Origin of the sequence: Nostoc sp. ChiQUE02, from assembly GCF_034531305.2 — a bacterium.
Lineage (GTDB): Bacteria > Cyanobacteriota > Cyanobacteriia > Cyanobacteriales > Nostocaceae > Nostoc.
In genome coordinates, this window is the sequence record NZ_JAVRBN020000012.1 from 19,719 (window position 1) to 38,912 (window position 19,194).

The following is a 19,194-nucleotide window of genomic DNA, read 5'->3' on the forward strand; positions in this document are numbered from 1 at the left end:
ATACAAAATGGGGAACATCAATTGATGATTAATTGCTGGTGCTTGGAGAGAGTTAAACTTAGCTTCTAGAGCAAACCCTGATTAGACAGAGTTAATAAGCAATGCTAATGCCAGCACTGCTGAATATTTTTAAGCAGGTGGGTCAAGAGTGATGAATGAAGCTGACACCTCAAACAAGGGGGCTGTGATGGAATCCCTAAATTCTGCTAATTCGCCACAATCGGAGCAGGCGAGTTGTCCCTTTTACTCAGTTGTGCCTAATGACAATGTGACAGTTAGAAAACTGCCACTTCTCATGCCGGCTGAAGATACACAATTTTCAAAAGATACCACCCAGCAGGACTGGGTTGCAGAGCCTGAAAGCGGTAAACAAGCACTTATTGACTCGGAGTTTCAGAACCTGCTGGCATTGAACGAAGAATTGCGTGCAGCTAACAATAACTTGTATGAACAAGTGGAGCAGCTAAAAGACAACCTAGCTGAGTCAGAAAAGGTTTTGCAATGGCAGAAAACGCGTTCCAGCGTTACTGAGTCGATGCTCAACCAACATACTCAGGAACTGGCTGCGGCTCAAGAACAGATAAAGTCTCTATTTCAACAATTAGAAACTGCTGTACAAACTGTTCAACGCCAAGAAATTTTCATTGATACTTATAAAGCACAGCTACAAATTAGCCAACAACGCCTTGCCCAGTTAGAGCGAGAATGTACGTTTCTACACACTAACAACGACGAACAGTCTCAGCAGCTATTGCAATCAGAAACTGTTTGTCGGGAGTTACGTACTAGACTGATGCGACAACAACGCCAAACGCTGCAATTTAAAGCAGCTCTGGAAAAATGTTTAGATACATCGGTTCCTAGCTATGACTCCCTAGAAGATACTGCAAAACATCCTAAAGACATAACTAGTGGACAAGGAAGATTCTCTAGAAAAGCTCGGTCTTTGTTTCCTAATGCACAGCCAATTCAACCTTGGTCAGCAGAACCAGAATCCTTGAGTGACGATCTAGAGAATTCTTGGGGCGAACCCTCAGCACCAATACCATTCCAAAGAAATGAACCGACTCCGACGGCATCATCTTCTTGGAACTGGTCAGTTAAGAAAAACACACCAACACAACCCAGCCCCTCTCCAAAAATTGAGGATTCCCCAGATACACCTGAAGTTGTTTCAACTTCGGGTTCATCAAATTTAGATCAGCAATTAGATAGTCTCATCCAAATGTTTTTCACCTCCCAGCCTACATCTGTATCACCACCATCGGCTGCGAAAACGGATGTGAATAGTAATCAGGGTGATGCGCCTATCTGGGAGACTTTAGCAACAATTTTAGAAGACGATGAGGAATTAGAAAATCCACAGGAGGAGCAGTTGGAAGCAGAAATTAATCCCCCTGCAACTACCTCCACTTCTTGGACAATAGATTCTGTAGTCTCACCAGCCAATAACTTACCAGTTTCTTCCACTCAACCTCACACTGAGACGCCTGTTGGAGAAACTGAAGACTACTGGTCAGAAGTTTCACAATTGACACAGATGGAATTGTCGGCAACTGATTTGTCCCCAGAGTTATTAGGTGATAACACCAATGATGGTAATTCACCCTCACCGGTGGTTTATCCCCAGCGTCCACCGAAGGGGCGTAAGTCATTGGCATCTGTGGAACTGCCAAATTTTCGCCCCAAGAGTCAATAGTTAGTTGTCATTTGTCTAATGACTAATGACTAATGACTAATTAAGAATCCTTGCTTCTGACTTCGGAATTATAGCTTCTGAGTTGGCTTTTGCTATTTGAGAGCGCGATCGCGGTTTGCCTGTGGCGATCGCGTAATTAATCGCTAACAGCCACAGCCACAAGCCGGGATTCCGGGGTTCCAGCCAAAAACCTACCCGGTTCAAGAAGCGCCCGAACCACGGACTCAGCAAAGCACTGATCAGGGCATGACGACCGAAGTTGAAATAACTACCAAGCCATCTGAGCAAATCTCTAGGCCCAGCAAGTTCCCAAATCCATAAAAGCAAAGCAGGATTTTTTCTAGCTGCTTTAAGTGCTAGGCGGTTAAAGGTTAACCAATCACACCGATCTTTGATGAAGTTATCTGCTACTTCTTGGGGTTCGTCTGCTAACAGCCCAAAAAAGGTGTTCAGCATGGAGTTAATCCGCTGCGGGGGTAAAAATTTTCCTGTAGGCACCATCATGCCTTTAGAAAATAGCCAAGTTACTGAAACGTTGCTTTGGTAAGCACGAATTTGGTTCAAGTGTCGGAAACTCAACAAGTCATGCTTGAGAGCAGTATCCAACAGCGATGTTAAGCGCTCTAAGTTGCGAACTAGCGAACCAAAACCGGTGAAGACGAGGGGAGACTGGAGTGATGCGGCATCACCGATCGCAATCAATCGATCAAAGGCGACTGTGCGATCGCTACTTCCCACACTAAAATGCCCCGGTATATACCCAAATGTCGGTTTCTTCCACACCAATTTGTCCATATCGCACCTGCGATACTCTGGCAAGATCGTGAAAAAGTCCTCGTACATCTCTAGCAAGGAACCGGGATTTTCAGCATTGACTTCGTGGTAATGAAATAAATAAATCGTCAGTTCATCACCTGCTCCAGGAAACAATTCCCAAATTAACTGCCTTCCCCGCGAAATATCCCCATGACTGTAAAGAACGTCTCCATATTGGGAGTCCCATACCTCCGGCTCAAATCCGCTCTCAATTGCCGCTCCCACCGTCGGACATACACTATCAAAAGCACGACCACCATTTAATTGCCAAGCGATGGGGGACGCAGTTCCCATTGCATCTATTAGCAGTCGTCCACTTACTTGCTTCTCAATCTGACTGGGTAAGTGTTTGACTTTCAGAAGTACTTGTGATATATCAATATCTGCACGGATAAACTCTGTTTCATCCCAGATTTCGCCGCCTGCCGCTTGCAATTTTTGCCCACACATTTGGAGCCATTTTTCGGAATCTAAGCCTAAATTCAGGACTGTGGGTGTGTGGAGAACGGGCGATCGCAATTTGGATGGATTATTAGCATCAAAAAACTTATTGAATCCGTCTTTGTATTCCCTGGCAATGATGGTTTCTAACTCAGCGGGGGTGACTAAACCCAGGTTAACTAAGCTTTGAATCTCATCACGGGAAATATTCCATTCTCGGTTCATCCGTCCAAAGGGCATTCGTTCCACCAGCAGGACTTTATATCCTAGTTTTGCCATGACTGCGGCATGGATCGCCCCTAGTGCGCCACCGATGTAGATGATGTCATAAGTCGCGGATGAGGAGGATGAGGCAGGGGGGCAGGGTGCAGGGTGCAGAGGAGAGAAATTTTCCCCCTGCTCCCTGCTCCCTGCTCCTTGCTCCTTACTCCTTGCTCCCCCTGCTCCTATACCTCTTCCCCTGTCCTCTTTACCAGAAAACACAACTTGACGCGGCTGCTGCGGATTCCGTACTCCTTCGCGCCATCGTTGTTCCCACCAATAGGCACGAGTTAGATCGTATTCGCCGTTGGGCATTTTCTGAAAATATTTGACGGTGAGGGGGTAAACAGAGCCTAGTGCTGCAAAAATCGATTGCTGGGATAAATCAATTGCTGGCGGTTCTGGGTAATGATGCGGAAAACGGCTTCTGATTTCTTTGGTCAGGCGTTGCAGGATTTGCCCCTCATTGGGAAAGGGTTGTTCTGCCCAACGAAACACTTTTAAATAGGTAGTTCGTTGCACTGACCAGACAAATACAGAAAGTTCCGTAGGCAAGTTTTCGGAAAGAGCCACCCCAGCAGCTGTAGTAGCACTGGGTATTTTAAGGCGAAAGCCTTCCGATGTAGGCACTTTTTCTCCATTTCCGGGTTCAAAATCTGTTTGTAACCAGCTACGCACAGTTGCTATATCCGGAGTTGGAACTTCTAAATAAAGGATTTCTCTCATCTTTTCCTGACATCTCCGATAAATCTACTCACTAAGACAGATTTTATGAAGGCACAAAGTAAGGTAAACTCCGCCCTATTACTTTCGTAAAGATTCAGTGAAGAAATTTTAAGATGTTGTCAAATTTATTGTTCATTTTGTAAAACTTGTAAACCCACGCCATGAATTATCCCATTCCAGACAGTCCCCAAGAAATTGTTGCCCTACGACAACAGCCGATTGATGAAGAACTAGTTGCCAGTGCGATCGCTGGAGTTATTAAAATTGTCCGCGCTCAGGGTCAATCTTTAGAAGAATTAACCGCTCAGTTGCTAGCAGATGATCCACTGCTGGATCAGCAACAACGTCGCTGGTTGAGCCAATTAGTTGCCCAATCTTGGGAAAAGTTCTCCTAAAACCTTGTATAAAATGAAGTTTTTGTCGCAGCATTAGATTTTTAGTTCTGCACCTAAAGATTGGCGATGCCTGCGGCGGGCTGCGCCTACGCATTTTAGGTATAGGAATAACATGTCTGGAATTGGCAATTGGGTTGCTATTTTTGCATTTACAGCACAGAAGCCACTAACTTAACCATATCAGCACTGGGCACTAGAAACTTAATCAGATGCGTCAAAGCCAGCCTAAGGATGAATTACTCAAAACGGTCAGCCTTCTGGATGAGTTGCCAGATAAGCCAGTTTTTTCGAGTAAATCGAAGGGTTGGAATTTCAATGTTTCATGTCGATTCATCTGGTAACGATCATCGGCGCTAAACACATTGCTAATCTTACTGATGAAGGACGATGGCTTCTTCAGTTTCTTAGTACTCCTTGCCAAAAATATTATCTAGTTAACATGAAAAACCTACGGAATGTAGGCTAAAAGGCAATACAGTTCAGATAAGCTTTTTTCTCTTTCCCTGTACCCTCTACCTGCCTCAACAGATAATTTCCTTAACCCAAGCGTATTGGGCTAAAGGGTGGTTAAACACCAAAAGTTATATTCAAGTTCGTAATGCATCATCAGATTTTTTCTTTTCCCAAGTTGTTTAGGTTAAGATTCTTTTTCATGAATCATTGAAAGTTAATTAAGTAAAACTTATACTAAGTAAAAAACTGATTTGTATTATTTATTAATCCATTTTAAAGGTTGATGAACAGGATGTTCTAGAACGCTATATTCATATTTTGTTTCTTGTTCTATGCGATCTAAAGCTTTTTTTGCTCTAAAAAGTACTCTTAAATACGCTACTTGACTACTCCATGCTGAACGAGGCAAGAGAAACTTTGTAGCATCTACTTGGCTTGGAGATTCATCTGGTGATAACTTTAAATTGCCATTTGTGGGATCAGAAACTAGATTATTTTCGGTAAAGCTAGAGTTATTATCCATCTGACCGTCTTAATTACGAATTACGAATGTACGAATTGATATGATTCTGGCTTCTGCTGCCAACTTTCTGACCATTGAATGCTATTAGCAGTAAAGTGTAGTGAATCATTTTCTGGCCAGAGAGCATCAATTGGTTCTTCAATCAAAGCAAATTCACCATTATCAAAAGGTTTGCCCTCGGCTTGATTCTTGAGGAATACTCGTTCTCTAATACCACGTTTAGCTTGTGTGAGAGCGCGATGATGACAGTAAGGATTGTTACCTCGCTTGTCAAAAAATACGTGTGCAGTCCAACTGCAACCACCTCGACATAGTTCTGCAAATTCACAAGTTTTGCAGAAACCCCACAAATGTTCCGTACCTTTGGGTGTCCCAGCCCCCAGATTGAAACGCAGTTCTTTTGTCTCTTCGATGATGGTTCGCAAAGAGTAGTCACGGATGTTCCCACCTGTATAGGCTGAAGTTGGCAGCGAAGGACAACCTTTAATCGCACCATCAGCCTCAATTCCTAATGTCGAGAGTCCGGCATTGCATCCTTGCCAAAACGACCAAGCACTCCCGCCACGCAAAAATCGCTCGTAGGGGCCGAAGTAGCCAATATTATTCCCTGGCTGAAGCTTAATTCCTTCTTGCTGTGCGCGTTCGGCAACACGAGCAATCATCGGATAGATATCTAGTAATTCATAAGGTTGCAGGAGAATTTCGTTGTTATCTGCGGCATTTCCCATTGGTACAGTCAATTGAATCTGCCAAGCGAAGATTCCGGCATCGCGGATATGTTCGTAGATACTGGGAAATTCTGGTGCAGAGAGCCGATTAATTTGAGTATTGCAACCAAATGCGATACCTACTTGTTTGAGATGACTCATGGTTTTAAATGCCCATTGCCAAGAGCCTTGTCTACCCCGGAGGCGATCGTGAGTGGTTTCTAGTCCATCAACGGAAACAGAAACTACTTGAATTCCAGCTTCTTTCATTCGGCGTGCTGTTTCTAGGGTGATGCCATAACCACCAGTAGTCATACCACAGAGCATTCCCGCTTGATTAATGGCTTGGGCAATTTCCAACCAATCTGGACGCAGAAAAGCTTCACCACCAATCAAAGTAACTTCGGTAATGCCAACGTCTGCCATTTGTTTGACTAGATCGAGGGCTTCTGCTGTAGACAGTTCTTTTGCCCTTGTATGGCCTGCACGAGAACCACAGTGCTGACAGGCAAGATTGCATTTTAAGGTAATTTCCCAAACTGCATAGCTAATTCTGCGATCGCTCATTAAAAATATCCTCTATTCAGCTTATTTAAAGAGGGACGGCTTTTTTGTTATCCGTCCCGAAAATCTTAACTTATAGCTCTAAATTGCTTGTTCATTAGTCGGAATTCCATACACAGGTTGAGGATGAATAGGTGGCCATTTCTGACGTGGTTTCTTACATGGTTTCTCATGTGGCTGCTCAACAACCCCATACAATGGTCGAACTATCGGCTCATTATCAATTAATGAAGCAGCGCCGCCAAAAACAGCTTCTAGTTCTTGGTCATTTAAATGTCTGATTTCACCATCATCAGCATTTGACTCTAATAATTGAGCTGTATATTCTTCAAATTCTTCTGGAGTGAAATCATAACCAGCTTCTTTGACTAGTCTGGTAGATTCATCCTTGCTTTCAACTTGTTGCATTTGAGTGCGAAAAGCTTGATCATTAACTAGCTTTTCATAGAAAGCTCTGACATTTTCAAGAGACATAATTTTCTCCTTAAGTAACTACTTCAGGTAGAGCAACTTCATTCATTAACTCAGATGGATTGTAATTGTCAGTTATGACTTGCGGACAACGCAGACAAGCTGCTTTGCCTTCTTGTTGCCACCAACGGCAATCTCTTCGTATAGAACAGGGAGGAAGTTCTTCTACTACAGCAGGTAATTTTTCTGCAACTCTCGTTGCTAGACGACAATCTTTACCGTCAAAATGCTGACAATCTTTTGATGCACAAGGGGCAGCAGTGCGAAAAATTTCAGTGGGTGTAACTGGGCTAGCTTTTGCTAACAGTTCATCTGTAACAGGTAGTGGCTGCTTGAGATAAGTTACACGCGCTTGGGTCACTTTTCCGCCAACTAGACCAAAGACTATACTGTCTGCCAGTTCTGGTCTAGCACTAGGACATAGTATAGTCTTATCAGCAGGAATTTCCATGATTTGAAGCTTTAGCGAAGATGATTTTTTACTCAATCAGGACTTACGCAAAAATAATTGAAAAGCCTATTATTCCGTAGCGGTAATTCATGAATTACTGCTAGTTACGACATATTTTGCGTAAGTCCTGTCAATATCTAAGCTTTAATATCTGTTGCAACCAGTCCCACGATTATTGGAGGAGGACAAACAGGTTTAGAAGGAACAGGTTTAAAACCTGCGATCGCAGGTTGAGTTTTACCACCTACAATATTTGCCGCTTCTTCATCAGATAAACTTGATAAACCTTCGCTTGCATCTTGAATTTTATTTCTACGTGCTAGCGCATTGTTTACAGCTTCATCAATCAAATCATGAATTTCAGTTTGATTGTTGTACTTTCTGTTTTCTCTTTTCATCTTGATTATTCCCACTCACTAATTTTGTTTTGAGTTTACTGGTCATTCTGGAGTATGACAAAGTAAAACAATCGCATAATATCTTGAAGACAAAACTCTCAATAAATGCTTTATTTACTTCGCCACACCCTGCTTAGAGGATGTTTAGAAAGTATTATTACTAACATCAAAACATTGGTAATTTAACCCCCCTAGCTCACTGCGAGAGAATGAGGGTTTAAAAGCCTCTCTCCTTTAACGGGAGAGGTTTGGAGAGAGGTTTTTAATATACTTTACGACTTTCTAAACAACCTTTAAGGTTTCATAAAATATTAACACTAAAATTCTATTATTTTGTTGTAAATTAAAATGTTCCTACCTTTCCTACTTTTCCCACTTTTCCTACTTTTTAAGTTTTCACCTTTCCCACTGTTTCAGTGTTAACGTTAACAGATAACTTCTCTAATAAGGGCAAACACACATGATTTCACCAACCCATTGTTGGATAAAAATGTTGTTGAAAAAAATAGCCTATCTAATACCATTTGAGTTTAAGGATACTAAATTTAAAAGACTTGCATAAAATAAAATAACCGTAGAAAATAATAATCATTCTTACAAAAAGTGTAGGGTTTTCATCAAATTATAGAAAACGGCGAGACTTTTTTAAGTTATTGACCCGATCAACAATCGCCTGCTATGTCAACGGCAGCCGCTACAGAAATCAACGCAAAGACATAGGAAGTGCGATCGCGCAGGACATCTATGTGACTATCTGAATTTGCTAAAAAATGGTGTAGTGACTGTGCCGAATTTATGCTCACTACCTTTGCTATCTCTGGTAACGATTTTCGTTTTATCGTTGATATTATCCCCATGTGTAAATATTTGAAGCACTCATAATTCCTTACTTCTTTAAATAAGTCTTTATACTCTGCACAATATTCATCTACGATCGCAACTGTTGGGTGAGCGTCTCTCGCCAAATGTTTTAGGATTTGTAATTCTACATCCATTGCCCTGCTTACCTGAAGAGAGTTTTTTCTTTTGATTCTTTTATTCAGAATACCCGGAAAGTGACAGAAGAGGGATAAGTGGAAATAAATACAACTATATTACCAAAAGTAAATAAGTTTAAAACCCTTAGTAATCAATAATGACAAAGAACAAATGGCAAACTTAAATAGTTAACTTTATTTCTACCTACTAGCTACTATTTATTCTGAAGATTACCACCTATCAACTGCCACTTAATTTTTTGGGCTAGCATTAGGGAGAAAATCAGTCTAAAGTGTAACGATATTTTTCCAAGCTATTTTTCTTCCTTTAAAACTATTTAATTGACATACAGATAAAATAAATATTGAGTAAGTAATTCCTATATAATCCTTTACTGGTAGGGTTTATAGGCGTTTTTGGCTCATGAATTGCTATGAGAAAACCACATTATTATCAAACTTAATACTCAATCATTTTTCTTCAATTACGAGCACAAAAATAAATTTAATCGGAATAATCTATAAAGTATAATCACAAAAATCAAGTAAATAATAAACTATGACAAAAGCACAGGATCAAACCCTAGATGCACGTAACCGCATCGTGGAATCTGCTAATCGCTTAGGGGTTCAACTCAATGAGCAAGAATTGGAACGCTGGATGAATTCCATCACCGAGGCGACAGGCGACAGCGATATTGTGGTGGATAAAGACACAGGTGTATTTGGGCACAAAGTCACCATGTTGGATTTCGATCCGCAACAACTGGCACGGTTTCGCGCCATTGGCAAAATCGTAGAATTTGACGACATCCCTGGTGTTGTGGAAACTGCATTGGCGCTCTCTGGTTCAGCGGCTCAATCCAAGATTCAAACCTATCCCGGTGACTGTGACTACTTCGAGCGAGTGAATATCATTGCACCTACTCGCACCGAAGCCTGCGAGATTCTTGCTAAAATAATGCGCGAGAAAGCGCTCAACAGCTTGTCCGGTCCCAATTACCAGTTAATTGAGTTGAAGTTTGGTAGCTACCCCCAAGAGGTGATTCGGGGAGAACAAACTATGCGTGTTGGTTCACCAATTAGCTGGCTACCCAATGATATTGTTGCTGGTCAGATCGAAGCGATCGACGCAAAAGGCAATCCTGTCGTCATCACCTGGGATTCTGTAGCACAAGACTCAGGTTGGTGCAAGCTAGATTGGGTGATCGCCGACACGATACGCGGTCAGTTGTCCAATGCCAGTAATATGTTGGATGTCACCTGGGAAGCACCAGATGGTGTCATCACTCCACTAGACGGCTATCTGGACGGCTACTTCCAGGAGGTTTACTTAGATGCTGAATCAGCCCCAATCTTTTCCAAGCTGGTGAAGCAGGTCTCCACTGATGTCATGGATGATTATGTGGTGCAATTGGAAAAGGAAGTCAAAAAATGTGTCAAAGGCGATAAACTCAATTACGGTAAAGCAGCCAAGCGTCTGTACAACATTTTCCGGCTGAATGGGCGTTATGAAGAAGCGGCTTTTCTGCGTGAGTTGTTCGATGAACCTGCGGCGCTGCTCTATCAAGTCCATGCGCTAGTGCGAACTGTCCAAGAAGCCAGGGACAAGAGCACTGTCTTTGATATCGACAGTATTCTCAATCAGACGGATGAACTGATCATCTCAGTTGTCAAGGTCTTGGAGGGGGAAGAAGAGTTGGAAATCGTGCGTCATCTACTGCGCTTATACCGTAGTCTGTGCCGCCAAGAACCTGGCACTCCTCTCGATTCCGAAGTAGATGTAGCTCAGGCGGAGGTGATGAAAATTGTGAACAATTTCTTCTATGAAAAAATGACGGCGTTACCGACGATTAAGTCTTATATCGACGGTTTCCAGGTATAGGGCTAGATCCTCGGTTTTAAAAGCAGCGAGGGATTTTTGATAACGACGAAGCCTCATTCGTCGTTATCGGAAATCTATTACATAATCATCTTCATCTTTCTTATAGATGCGATCGCATAGCTATCTTGCTTAAGGCCGTAGATTTGCTTGCAACAGATTGCAGAATAACTTCCCTTGTTGAATAGCATCATCCAAGGCAATGTGCGCCAATGGAAGATTTTCTAACCATGCAGCAGGTAGATTGTCCTTGCCTGATTCGCTGTAGTTTTGTTTCAGAAATGCCATCGCATACGATCGGATATCCAATGCCGAGAAGGCGAATGGGCTATCGCCGACAAAGTTTATCAAATACCAGTAGACAAACATAAAGTCAAAAGCGGCTGGATAGCCAACGAAGATTGGTTTACCTGGCAATGCCACAAGCCAGGAGTGGTAAGACTGCATGACCTCCACAGGGGGCTGCGGGTTGGCTCTACTGGCTGCCCAGGCGGTTGGCTGTTCTGACCACCATTTCATAGTTTTGGGGTGTCCTTGTGCCCCTGGCAAGGTTTCTAAATTAGCTGTAAAAGTCGCAACCAATTGTTTGTCTGCGGTATACGCAGCTGAGGCAAGACTAAGCATGGAGTGGGGTCCTGGGATAGGGCCATCCGTTTCTATATCGGTGCTAACGTAGATTTCGATTGTCACCTTTAATCCTGCCTATCTTTCATCATTGCCTGATTTTATCAACACAGGGGTTTTTGTCGTTATGCCTAGCGAGTAGCAACCGACCTAAAAACTGCGAAAAGCAAGCTGGGTTAACAATTCAAGCATAAAAGTGTTACTAAATGGCAAGAGGCGATCGCACTTTGGCGATCGCCTCCCCTTCTCATCGAAAAGCGTAAAAGGTTGCTACACTACATAGCATTTTTGTCAACTAGAAGCTTTCACCGCTGCTTCTGCTTGGGAGTGCAACAACAAACCATATTCCAAGCCCTCCACCACCGCTTGATAAGAAGCCTCCAAAATATTGGTGGAAACCCCAACCGTTGTCCAGCGTTGACGACCATTGCCTGATTCTACCAACACACGGGTTTTCGCCGCAGTGCCCGTATGTCCGTTGAGAATCCGCACTTTGTAATCTGTCAAATCAAAGGTTGCTATTTGGGGATAAAAATTCACCAAAGCCTTGCGTAAAGCTGCATCCAAAGCTGCCACGGGGCCGTTACCTTCCGCCGCCTCCAAAATATTTTTCCCGTCAACAGCGACTTTGACTGTAGCTAAGGCATTGCTAGTTTCTTTCCCCTCAATCAAGTCACAGTGGACTTGAAAACCTTTGACTTCAAAAAACTTCTGGCGACCTCCCAAAGCTTCGTGCATCAACAGTGCAAAACTTGCCTCTGCTGCTTCAAATTGAAATCCTTCACTCTCCAAGTCTTTGAGGCGCTGGAGAATTTGCTTGGCCTCCGCCTTTAGCTGATCGAGTTCAATGCCAAAACTGCGGGCTTTGGCTAAAACATTGCTGAGTCCAGACTGTTCAGAAATCACGATGCGGCGACGATTCCCGACTTGTTCCGGCTGAATGTGTTCGTAAGTTAGGGGATTACGTTCCACCGCTGATACATGAATACCGCCCTTGTGGGCAAAAGCCGAACGTCCCACAAAGGGAGCGTGTTCATCTGGCGCAAGATTGACCACCTCACTAACAAAACGACTAGCTTCTGTAAGTTGTGTGAGCTGGTCTTCTGTGATACAACTGTAACCCGCCTTTAGTTGTAAATTGGGAATTAACGAACAGAGATTAGCATTACCGCAACGTTCACCGTAACCGTTAATTGTGCCCTGTACCATCTTTGCCCCTGCCATCACGGCGGCTATTGCGTTAGCAACCGCCATTTCTGAATCGTTATGAGTATGAATTCCAATTTGGGGAATTGTCCTTTGTCCTTTGTCCTTCGTCATTGTTTCTTGACTAATGACCAATGACAAATGACTACTGACATCTTGAACAATTTGGCTAATTTCGTGGGGCAAAGTACCGCCATTAGTATCACACAGGACTAGCCATTCAGCACCAGATGCGATCGCAGCCTCTAATGTCTGTAAAGCATAATTTGGATTGTGCTTGTAGCCATCAAACCAATGTTCGGCATCGTAGATAATGCGACGCCCTTGAGAACGGAGGTACTCAATTGTGTCCCGAATCATCGCCAAATTTTCTTCTAATGTCGTCTTGAGGCCTGTTGTGACATGTAAATCCCAAGACTTCCCAAAAATCGTTACCCAGCGAGTTCCGGCAGCCAAAATATCCTGTAGCATCGGTTCAGTTGCGGCAGTGGAGTTGGGGCGTCGAGTCGAACAAAAAGCAACAATTTCAGCAAGTTTTAGCGGATCTTCTTGGAGTTGCCAGAAAAATTGTACATCCTTGGGATTGGCACCAGGCCAACCGCCTTCAATGAAGGGAATTCCCAGTTGATCGAGTCTACGGGCAATGCGTAACTTATCTTCTATCGATACTGATAGCCCCTCGCGCTGAGTGCCATCCCGTAGTGTAGTGTCATAGAGCCAAAGTTGAGGTGAGGAATTTGTGGTCATAAAACTGGGACCGACGAGACAACTTTCGAGGCAATGTGTCAATATACAACAAAAAGCCAGTTTGGCAATTTAAAAATGCCTAAGGTACTAGCTGAAGGTAAAACAATTGATTGCGAACAGGGAAGCAATCTCCGAAAAATTTTGCTGCAAAATAGTATTCACCTCTACAATGACGGTGCTAAGGTAATAAACTGTCGAGGCATTGGCAGTTGTGGAACCTGTGCGGTTAAGGTAGAGGGCGAAGTATCAGCAGCGAATTGGCGCGATCGAGCACGGCGTTCGCTTCCTCCCCATTCTCCTACAACAGACTTACGTTTAGCCTGTCAAACTCAGGTTTTAGGCGATGTGAAAGTGACAAAGTTTGATGGATTTTGGGGACAAGGTTCTCGAATAGTGTGGACACCTAAAGGTTAAAAAGGAGTAAGACAAGATGGGTAGATGGACACCCTTAATTTTGATGGCTGGAGGTTTGGCCATTCTGCTTGGTACATTACTAGGCATCAACTTTCCTATGGGCGTACAAAGCGCTAACGCTCCCGGTGGCAAAGCAGCAAAAGTTCTCCCAGCTAATATCAATGTTAATAGCAGTGCTGGCAGCAAAAATGAAGAAACTGCAACTGAAGGCAATGAAACAACTGAAACAAACGAAACTAGGCGCAGTATTGTAGCCCCAAGACCTGACAACAGGAGTAGCGTTGCCCAGAATCCTTCCGATGACTCAACATCACCTGCTGACAGTACAACAGACAGCAATACAGATTCTTCAGATACAAATACATCCAGCAATACAAATCAAGGCAACGAACCAATTCGCGCCTTGTGGTAACGATAGATCCGTCTTTAGTTACGAGTTATAAGTTATAAGTTATGAGTTATTAGTTATGAGTTATTAGTTATGTACTAATGATAAATGGCTAATGATAGATGACTAATGACTAATGACTAATGACTAGTGAGACTGTAATTATTGGTGGCGGCGTTATCGGTTTAGCGATCGCCATTGAACTAAAACTGCGCGGGACACACGTCACCGTGCTTTGTCGTGACTTTCAGGCTGCCGCTACCCACGCCGCCGCTGGGATGTTAGCACCAGATGCGGAAAACATCCCTAATGGGGCAATGCGTTCCTTGTGTTGGCGATCGCGTACTTTATATCCCGACTGGACGCGCAAATTAGAAGACCTGACCGGCTTAAATACTGGCTACTGGCCTTGCGGTATCCTCGCACCCTTTTTTGAAGAGGCAGGGAGGCAGGGGGGCAGGGGAGCAGGGGGAGCAGAGGAGCAGAGGAGCAGAGGGGAAAGTTTTTCCTCCTCTTCTCCCTCATCCCCGGCTTACTGGTTAAACAAAGAGGCAATTCATCAATATCAGCCAGGATTGGGAGCAGAGGTAGTTGGTGGCTGGTGGTATCCTGAAGACGCACAAGTTGATAATAAGGCTCTAGCTCATGTATTGTGGACAGCGGCTGAGTCTGTTGGCGTTGAACTCAAAGACGGCATTACAGTAGAAGCATTTTTACAGCAGCAAGGACAAGTGGTTGGTGTCCAAACCAATGCTGGAATAATTCGTGCCGCGCACTATGTTTTAGCTTCAGGTGCTTGGTCAAATGAATTGTTACCACTACCCGTGCGCCCCAGAAAAGGACAAATGCTGAGTGTGCGGATACCAGAATTTGCGCCGGAATTGCCCTTGAAGCGGGTTTTGTTTGGACAGGATATTTACATCGTACCAAGACGCGATCGCCTAATTATTGGGGCAACAAGCGAAGACGTTGGCTTCATCCCCGACAACACTCCAGAAGGCATTCAAACATTACTACAAGCTGCCATCCGGCTGTATCCTCAACTAAAGCATTATCCCATCCAGGAATTCTGGTGGGGATTTCGCCCAGCCACCCCTGATGAGTTACCTATCCTTGGCACTAGCTACTGTCAAAATTTAACCCTTGCTACTGGTCATTACCGCAACGGGATTCTACTTGCCCCCGTAACCGCTGCATTGATTGCCGATTTAATCTTGGAACAAAAGTCTGACCCCCTACTTGCTGATTTTCACTATTCGCGCTTCCAGTCTAAGCCATCTACCTCCACCCCAATGCTGACTCACTCTGCCAATTTCTCCAACGGGCATCGCCCTGCCATATTGCCACAGCAGCCACCACTCCCGACTCAAGACTCACCCCTAATTATCGCTGGTAAAACCTTCCAATCCCGCTTGATGACGGGAACTGGTAAGTATCGTAGCATTGAGGAAATGCAGCAAAGCGTTGCCGCCAGTGATTGTCAGATTGTTACTGTGGCAGTACGACGGGTACAAACCAAGGCCCCCGGACATGAAGGTTTAGCTGAAGCCTTGGATTGGACGAAAATCTGGATGTTGCCCAATACCGCAGGTTGTCAAACTGCTGAAGAGGCGATTCGGGTGGCGCGTTTGGGGCGAGAAATGGCGAAATTATTGGGGCAGGAAGACAATAATTTTGTCAAGTTAGAAGTAATACCCGATCTTAAATATTTACTCCCAGATCCAATTGGGACACTGCAAGCCGCAGAACAACTAGTTAAAGAAGGCTTTGCAGTATTGCCCTATATTAACGCTGACCCCATGTTAGCCAAGCGTTTAGAAGAAGTAGGCTGTGCTACGGTAATGCCTTTGGCATCGCCAATTGGTTCTGGACAAGGGCTAAAAACAACTGCCAATATCCAAATCATCATCGAAAATGCAGGTGTGCCAGTGGTGGTAGATGCTGGTATTGGTTCGCCCTCAGAAGCCGCCCAGGCAATGGAATTGGGAGCAGATGCCTTGTTGATTAATAGTGCGATCGCTCTTTCTCCGAACCCAGCAGCAATGGCTCGTGCCATGAATTTAGCAACAGTTGCCGGTCGTCTAGCATACCTTGCTGGCAGGATGCCCATCAAAGATTACGCCAGTCCTAGTTCACCTCTAACTGGGACGATTACTAGTTAGAGAATGGGGAAGAAGCAGGGGAGCAGGGAGCAAGGAGAAAGAGAGAAGAGTTTTCCCCTCTGCCCCCTGCCCCCTGAGCGCAGCCGAAGTGTGCCCCTCTGCCTCTTTTAAATGCCCAATGCCCAATGTAACGATTTGTCTAGCAGTTTAAGAGCGGATTTAGCATTTATGTAACATTAAATTAACGATAAAGATAAAGGAATTAATTCATGCCCTATACGAATGAAGAAGGCGGTCTTCTGAATAATTTTGCCCGAGAACCAAAGATTTATCAAGCAGAACCTCCCACGGAAGGGCAAAAACGAACTTACATCTTACTAGGAATCGCTGCTACAGCTTTGGTTGCCGGCTTGATTCTAGTCGCCTTCTTTGTTTCTAAAAGCACTTGAACGTAACACATTTTAATAAAATTTCAACTTTTTTATAGTTTTTCAGGTTCCGATCTTTAAGAGGGGCCTGCTTTTTTATTTTTTGTTAAAATTGAATTAGCAATTAAAGTATAATTACATACTTTATTATTTCTAGTAGACCTAAAGGCTCAGTTAACCCTGAGAGCACAATATCTACTTAAAAATAATTTTTATTATGAGTTTAACCTACTTGGATGCACCCAGAAAGGTGATACATACTGTGTTTTGGCTCTTTAGCCGCTATGAGCGTGAATGATACTGCACACAACAATAATTCTACTTGGAATCGGCAAGTATACCACCGCCTGAAACTTGCCCTAAGTCTTGGCTTACGACGACAACTTTTTTTAGCTGTATGTGATAATTTACACTTAAGAAATCAGGTAGCAGCTCGTTTGCATTCTACATTGGCTTATCCTGTAGGACAGGTGCTATATCAGTCATCAAATGCTCAGGAAAATAGCACTCCAGCTTATCCAAGATTAGTCACGTTGCGTTTAAATTTAAACGATCCCAATCCCATAGTTCAGATTAATCAATGGTTGGCTAATTATCCACCACCAATTGTTGGGGCATCAAAAGACACCCCTGGAAGACCTTTTCCAGTACCAGCATTTCAGATTGTAGGGGTGGAGCATCTTACCAAGCAACCAGTCGCAACACAGCGTTTATTTTTGCACTATCTCCGCTTGAGCGAAGAATATTTCTCTACACAAGAATCCAGCCGATTCCTAGAATCTAATTTGCTGTTGTGGATACCACGTCCTTGGTTATCTGCTATCAAGCAATCAGCACCACAGTTTTGGCGTTCTCGTACTGGTGTATTTGTGTTTGCCGGAGAACCCACACCAGCAACTCAGAATTCGGGCTATCCAGAACGTTTTTCACGTTCTAGAAGTTTGGATTTAGGTAATATTGAGCAGTCGATTCTAGATGAATCAGTTAACCACGCAGAACTCAGAACCGCAGCCACCGGGTTAAACTTTGAGAATAATTCCGATTTTCCAGCAGAGATACAAGGGAATGGCGTACATAAAACCCAGGAAGTTTCGCCGTCAACAGCGGATTTATTGAAGGCTGCGCCACAACAGCAGGAATCTACTAATAGGTCTGGTAGTGGGAGTAATAATCAATCGCTGTCGTCTTTATCTTATATTAGCAGCGAGTTAACGGAGCTAGTAATAGCAACAATTAACACAAATAATTCTCAAATTACTGAAAATTACTTACAACCGCAGCAGATTTTGTTGGAGATTGAAGAATTACACGAAAAGCAAGTTCCAGGGGAGATACTGGCAGAGGCTTATCATCGCTTGGGCACGTTATACCGTCTTCGCATTGAGCAAGGAGAGTCAACCCTAGAAAACCTGATGGTGGCAATTATTGCCTATCAGGAAGCAATTAGCTATGACGAAAACTCACCGCAACTCCCAGATATCTTGAATGATTTGGGTACACTCTACTGGATGCTATACCGCACGCCACCCAATTCTGAGGAAGGACAAACTTATATAGAGCAGGCAATAGAATTTTATGAGTTGGCGTTAAAGATGATTTCACCCCAGATACATCCAGAAACTTACGCTCGTGTGCAAAATAATTTGGGGACGGCTTATGGTGATTTAGCTCGTTTTTCTCACCCATCTGAAAATTGGCAGCAAGCAATTTTGGCTTACAATGAAGCACTCAGCTACCGTACAGCCGATATGGATTCATTAAAGTATGCGGCTTGCCAGAACAATTTGGGTACTGCATACTGGCATCTAGGGCAATACAACCAACCGATTGTGCATTTAAAGAAAGCGATCGCAGCTTACAAGGAAGCACTTGTATACTACAACCCCGAAGAGGAACCGCTCAAGTATGGGATGATTCAAAATAACATAGGCACAGCCTGCTGGAATCTGGCACAATACGAACAACCTGTCCAAAATCTCCAGCTAGCCATAGATGTTTATAGCGAAGCTCTCAAGTACCGCACTCCAGCTAATGTTCCCAGTGCCTGCGCCGCTACACAAAATAATCTAGGTACTGCCTACTGGCATCTAGCAAACCTATCTCAGGCAACTAAACAGGTACGGCAAAAGTATCTGCAACTATGTATTAGTGCTTACGAAGAAGCTATAGCCTTGGCTCACTCACTTAGCGGTACTTCTTTAAGTTTTGATTTGCTTGCCTCTTATAATAACCTGGGACTAGCCCATTATCAGCTAGTAATAGATAAGTCTTTTAATGGCGACAAAGCAACACGTTCTCAACACTTAGAAATAGCATTAGATAACCATTTGCAAGCCTTAAACGGATTAAGTAAACAAGCAGAGATTTATCAAACAACCTTCACTTATGTAGTGAAAACTATTCGTGCTTTTCATAATGAGTTAGGTATACAGGGACAAAATCTGGCTTTATCTAAAGTTCCTAGTCAGTTGTTGCCAGAGATTTTGTCAAAGTTATAAAACATATACCTTGAATTCAACCA

The 19,194-nt window shown here is 43.5% G+C and carries 16 protein-coding genes and 1 pseudogene; 8 read left to right on the forward strand and 9 right to left on the reverse strand.

The genetic code is table 11. The features are described 5' to 3' along the window. The first annotated feature begins 151 nt into the window (after positions 1-151). On the forward strand, positions 152-1,699 hold the full coding sequence (locus tag RM347_RS14760) for a hypothetical protein (RefSeq protein WP_322716751.1): 1,548 nt from the start codon (positions 152-154) through the stop codon (positions 1,697-1,699). Between the two features lie 36 nt (positions 1,700-1,735). Here RM347_RS14760 and RM347_RS14765 read toward each other — a convergent pair whose 3' ends face one another. Further along, positions 1,736-3,943: an NAD(P)/FAD-dependent oxidoreductase gene (locus RM347_RS14765; RefSeq protein WP_322716733.1), complete on the reverse strand. Its 2,208-nt coding sequence runs from the start codon at positions 3,941-3,943 to the stop codon at positions 1,736-1,738. A gap of 161 nt (positions 3,944-4,104) precedes the next feature. On the opposite strand from RM347_RS14765, the gene RM347_RS14770 reads away from it, so the two are divergent. After that, positions 4,105-4,338 carry a hypothetical protein gene (locus tag RM347_RS14770; protein WP_196522570.1) on the forward strand — a complete coding sequence of 78 codons (234 nt, stop codon included), beginning with the start codon at positions 4,105-4,107 and terminating at the stop codon, positions 4,336-4,338. A 709-nt stretch (positions 4,339-5,047) separates the two neighbouring features. On the opposite strand, the gene RM347_RS14775 is transcribed toward RM347_RS14770, so the two are convergent. The 6 genes and pseudogenes from RM347_RS14775 to RM347_RS14800 all read right to left on the reverse strand — a co-directional run. Next, positions 5,048-5,314, reverse strand: a complete 267-nt coding sequence (locus tag RM347_RS14775) for a hypothetical protein (RefSeq protein WP_322716732.1) — start codon at positions 5,312-5,314, stop codon at positions 5,048-5,050. 20 nt (positions 5,315-5,334) lie between these two features. Continuing rightward, a complete protein-coding gene (locus tag RM347_RS14780) occupies positions 5,335-6,588 on the reverse strand; it encodes a nif11-class peptide radical SAM maturase 3 (protein ID WP_322716731.1) in 1,254 nt (417 codons plus the stop codon). A gap of 78 nt (positions 6,589-6,666) precedes the next feature. Then, a complete protein-coding gene (locus RM347_RS14785; protein WP_322716730.1) occupies positions 6,667-7,059 on the reverse strand; it encodes a Nif11-like leader peptide family natural product precursor in 393 nt (130 codons plus the stop codon). A 10-nt stretch (positions 7,060-7,069) separates the two neighbouring features. Further along, complete coding sequence (locus tag RM347_RS14790; RefSeq protein WP_322716729.1) at positions 7,070-7,507, reverse strand: nitrogen fixation protein; 438 nt, start codon at positions 7,505-7,507, stop codon at positions 7,070-7,072. Positions 7,508-7,644: 137 nt separating this feature from the next. Then, positions 7,645-7,905, reverse strand: coding sequence for a hypothetical protein (locus RM347_RS14795; protein ID WP_322716728.1), 261 nt, complete (start codon positions 7,903-7,905; stop codon positions 7,645-7,647). A gap of 725 nt (positions 7,906-8,630) precedes the next feature. Continuing rightward, positions 8,631-8,900 (reverse strand): annotated as a pseudogene (locus tag RM347_RS14800) (IS701 family transposase); the annotation flags it as partial. A 541-nt stretch (positions 8,901-9,441) separates the two neighbouring features. Here RM347_RS14800 and RM347_RS14805 point away from each other — a divergent pair. Beyond that, a complete protein-coding gene (locus RM347_RS14805; protein WP_322716727.1) occupies positions 9,442-10,767 on the forward strand; it encodes a hypothetical protein in 1,326 nt (441 codons plus the stop codon). Between the two features lie 129 nt (positions 10,768-10,896). On the opposite strand, the gene RM347_RS14810 is transcribed toward RM347_RS14805, so the two are convergent. Continuing rightward, complete coding sequence (locus RM347_RS14810) at positions 10,897-11,454, reverse strand: exonuclease (RefSeq protein WP_322716726.1); 558 nt, start codon at positions 11,452-11,454, stop codon at positions 10,897-10,899. 225 nt (positions 11,455-11,679) lie between these two features. Beyond that, positions 11,680-13,341, reverse strand: coding sequence for a citramalate synthase (gene cimA / locus RM347_RS14815; RefSeq protein WP_322716725.1), 1,662 nt, complete (start codon positions 13,339-13,341; stop codon positions 11,680-11,682). Between the two features lie 75 nt (positions 13,342-13,416). On the opposite strand from cimA, the gene RM347_RS14820 reads away from it, so the two are divergent. The 5 genes from RM347_RS14820 (at position 13,417) to RM347_RS14840 (ending at position 19,171) form a co-directional block, all read left to right on the forward strand. Further along, positions 13,417-13,755, forward strand: coding sequence for a 2Fe-2S iron-sulfur cluster-binding protein (locus tag RM347_RS14820; RefSeq protein WP_322716724.1), 339 nt, complete (start codon positions 13,417-13,419; stop codon positions 13,753-13,755). Positions 13,756-13,771: 16 nt separating this feature from the next. After that, the gene (locus tag RM347_RS14825; protein ID WP_322716723.1) at positions 13,772-14,167 is read left to right on the forward strand and encodes a hypothetical protein; all 396 of its coding nucleotides are present in this window, start codon (positions 13,772-13,774) and stop codon (positions 14,165-14,167) included. A 119-nt stretch (positions 14,168-14,286) separates the two neighbouring features. After that, complete coding sequence (gene thiO / locus RM347_RS14830) at positions 14,287-16,305, forward strand: glycine oxidase ThiO (protein WP_322716722.1); 2,019 nt, start codon at positions 14,287-14,289, stop codon at positions 16,303-16,305. A 209-nt stretch (positions 16,306-16,514) separates the two neighbouring features. Continuing rightward, complete coding sequence (psb34, locus tag RM347_RS14835; RefSeq protein WP_322716721.1) at positions 16,515-16,694, forward strand: photosystem II assembly protein Psb34; 180 nt, start codon at positions 16,515-16,517, stop codon at positions 16,692-16,694. A gap of 263 nt (positions 16,695-16,957) precedes the next feature. Then, positions 16,958-19,171: a tetratricopeptide repeat protein gene (locus RM347_RS14840; RefSeq protein WP_322716720.1), complete on the forward strand. Its 2,214-nt coding sequence runs from the start codon at positions 16,958-16,960 to the stop codon at positions 19,169-19,171. The last annotated feature ends 23 nt before the right edge of the window (positions 19,172-19,194 follow it).

Excerpts from the sequence above, each read along its gene's own strand:
- RM347_RS14760 (WP_322716751.1), top strand. The coding sequence starts at position 152 with ATGAATGAAGCTGACACCTCAAACAAGGGGGCTGTGATGGAATCCCTA.
- RM347_RS14765 (WP_322716733.1), bottom strand. The coding sequence starts at position 3,943 with ATGAGAGAAATCCTTTATTTAGAAGTTCCAACTCCGGATATAGCAACT.
- RM347_RS14770 (WP_196522570.1), top strand. The coding sequence starts at position 4,105 with ATGAATTATCCCATTCCAGACAGTCCCCAAGAAATTGTTGCCCTACGA.
- RM347_RS14775 (WP_322716732.1), bottom strand. The coding sequence starts at position 5,314 with ATGGATAATAACTCTAGCTTTACCGAAAATAATCTAGTTTCTGATCCC.
- RM347_RS14780 (WP_322716731.1), bottom strand. The coding sequence starts at position 6,588 with ATGAGCGATCGCAGAATTAGCTATGCAGTTTGGGAAATTACCTTAAAA.
- RM347_RS14785 (WP_322716730.1), bottom strand. The coding sequence starts at position 7,059 with ATGTCTCTTGAAAATGTCAGAGCTTTCTATGAAAAGCTAGTTAATGAT.
- RM347_RS14790 (WP_322716729.1), bottom strand. The coding sequence starts at position 7,507 with ATGGAAATTCCTGCTGATAAGACTATACTATGTCCTAGTGCTAGACCA.
- RM347_RS14795 (WP_322716728.1), bottom strand. The coding sequence starts at position 7,905 with ATGAAAAGAGAAAACAGAAAGTACAACAATCAAACTGAAATTCATGAT.
- RM347_RS14805 (WP_322716727.1), top strand. The coding sequence starts at position 9,442 with ATGACAAAAGCACAGGATCAAACCCTAGATGCACGTAACCGCATCGTG.
- cimA (WP_322716725.1), bottom strand. The coding sequence starts at position 13,341 with ATGACCACAAATTCCTCACCTCAACTTTGGCTCTATGACACTACACTA.
- RM347_RS14820 (WP_322716724.1), top strand. The coding sequence starts at position 13,417 with ATGCCTAAGGTACTAGCTGAAGGTAAAACAATTGATTGCGAACAGGGA.
- RM347_RS14825 (WP_322716723.1), top strand. The coding sequence starts at position 13,772 with ATGGGTAGATGGACACCCTTAATTTTGATGGCTGGAGGTTTGGCCATT.
- thiO (WP_322716722.1), top strand. The coding sequence starts at position 14,287 with ATGACTAGTGAGACTGTAATTATTGGTGGCGGCGTTATCGGTTTAGCG.
- psb34 (WP_322716721.1), top strand. The coding sequence starts at position 16,515 with ATGCCCTATACGAATGAAGAAGGCGGTCTTCTGAATAATTTTGCCCGA.
- RM347_RS14840 (WP_322716720.1), top strand. The coding sequence starts at position 16,958 with ATGAGCGTGAATGATACTGCACACAACAATAATTCTACTTGGAATCGG.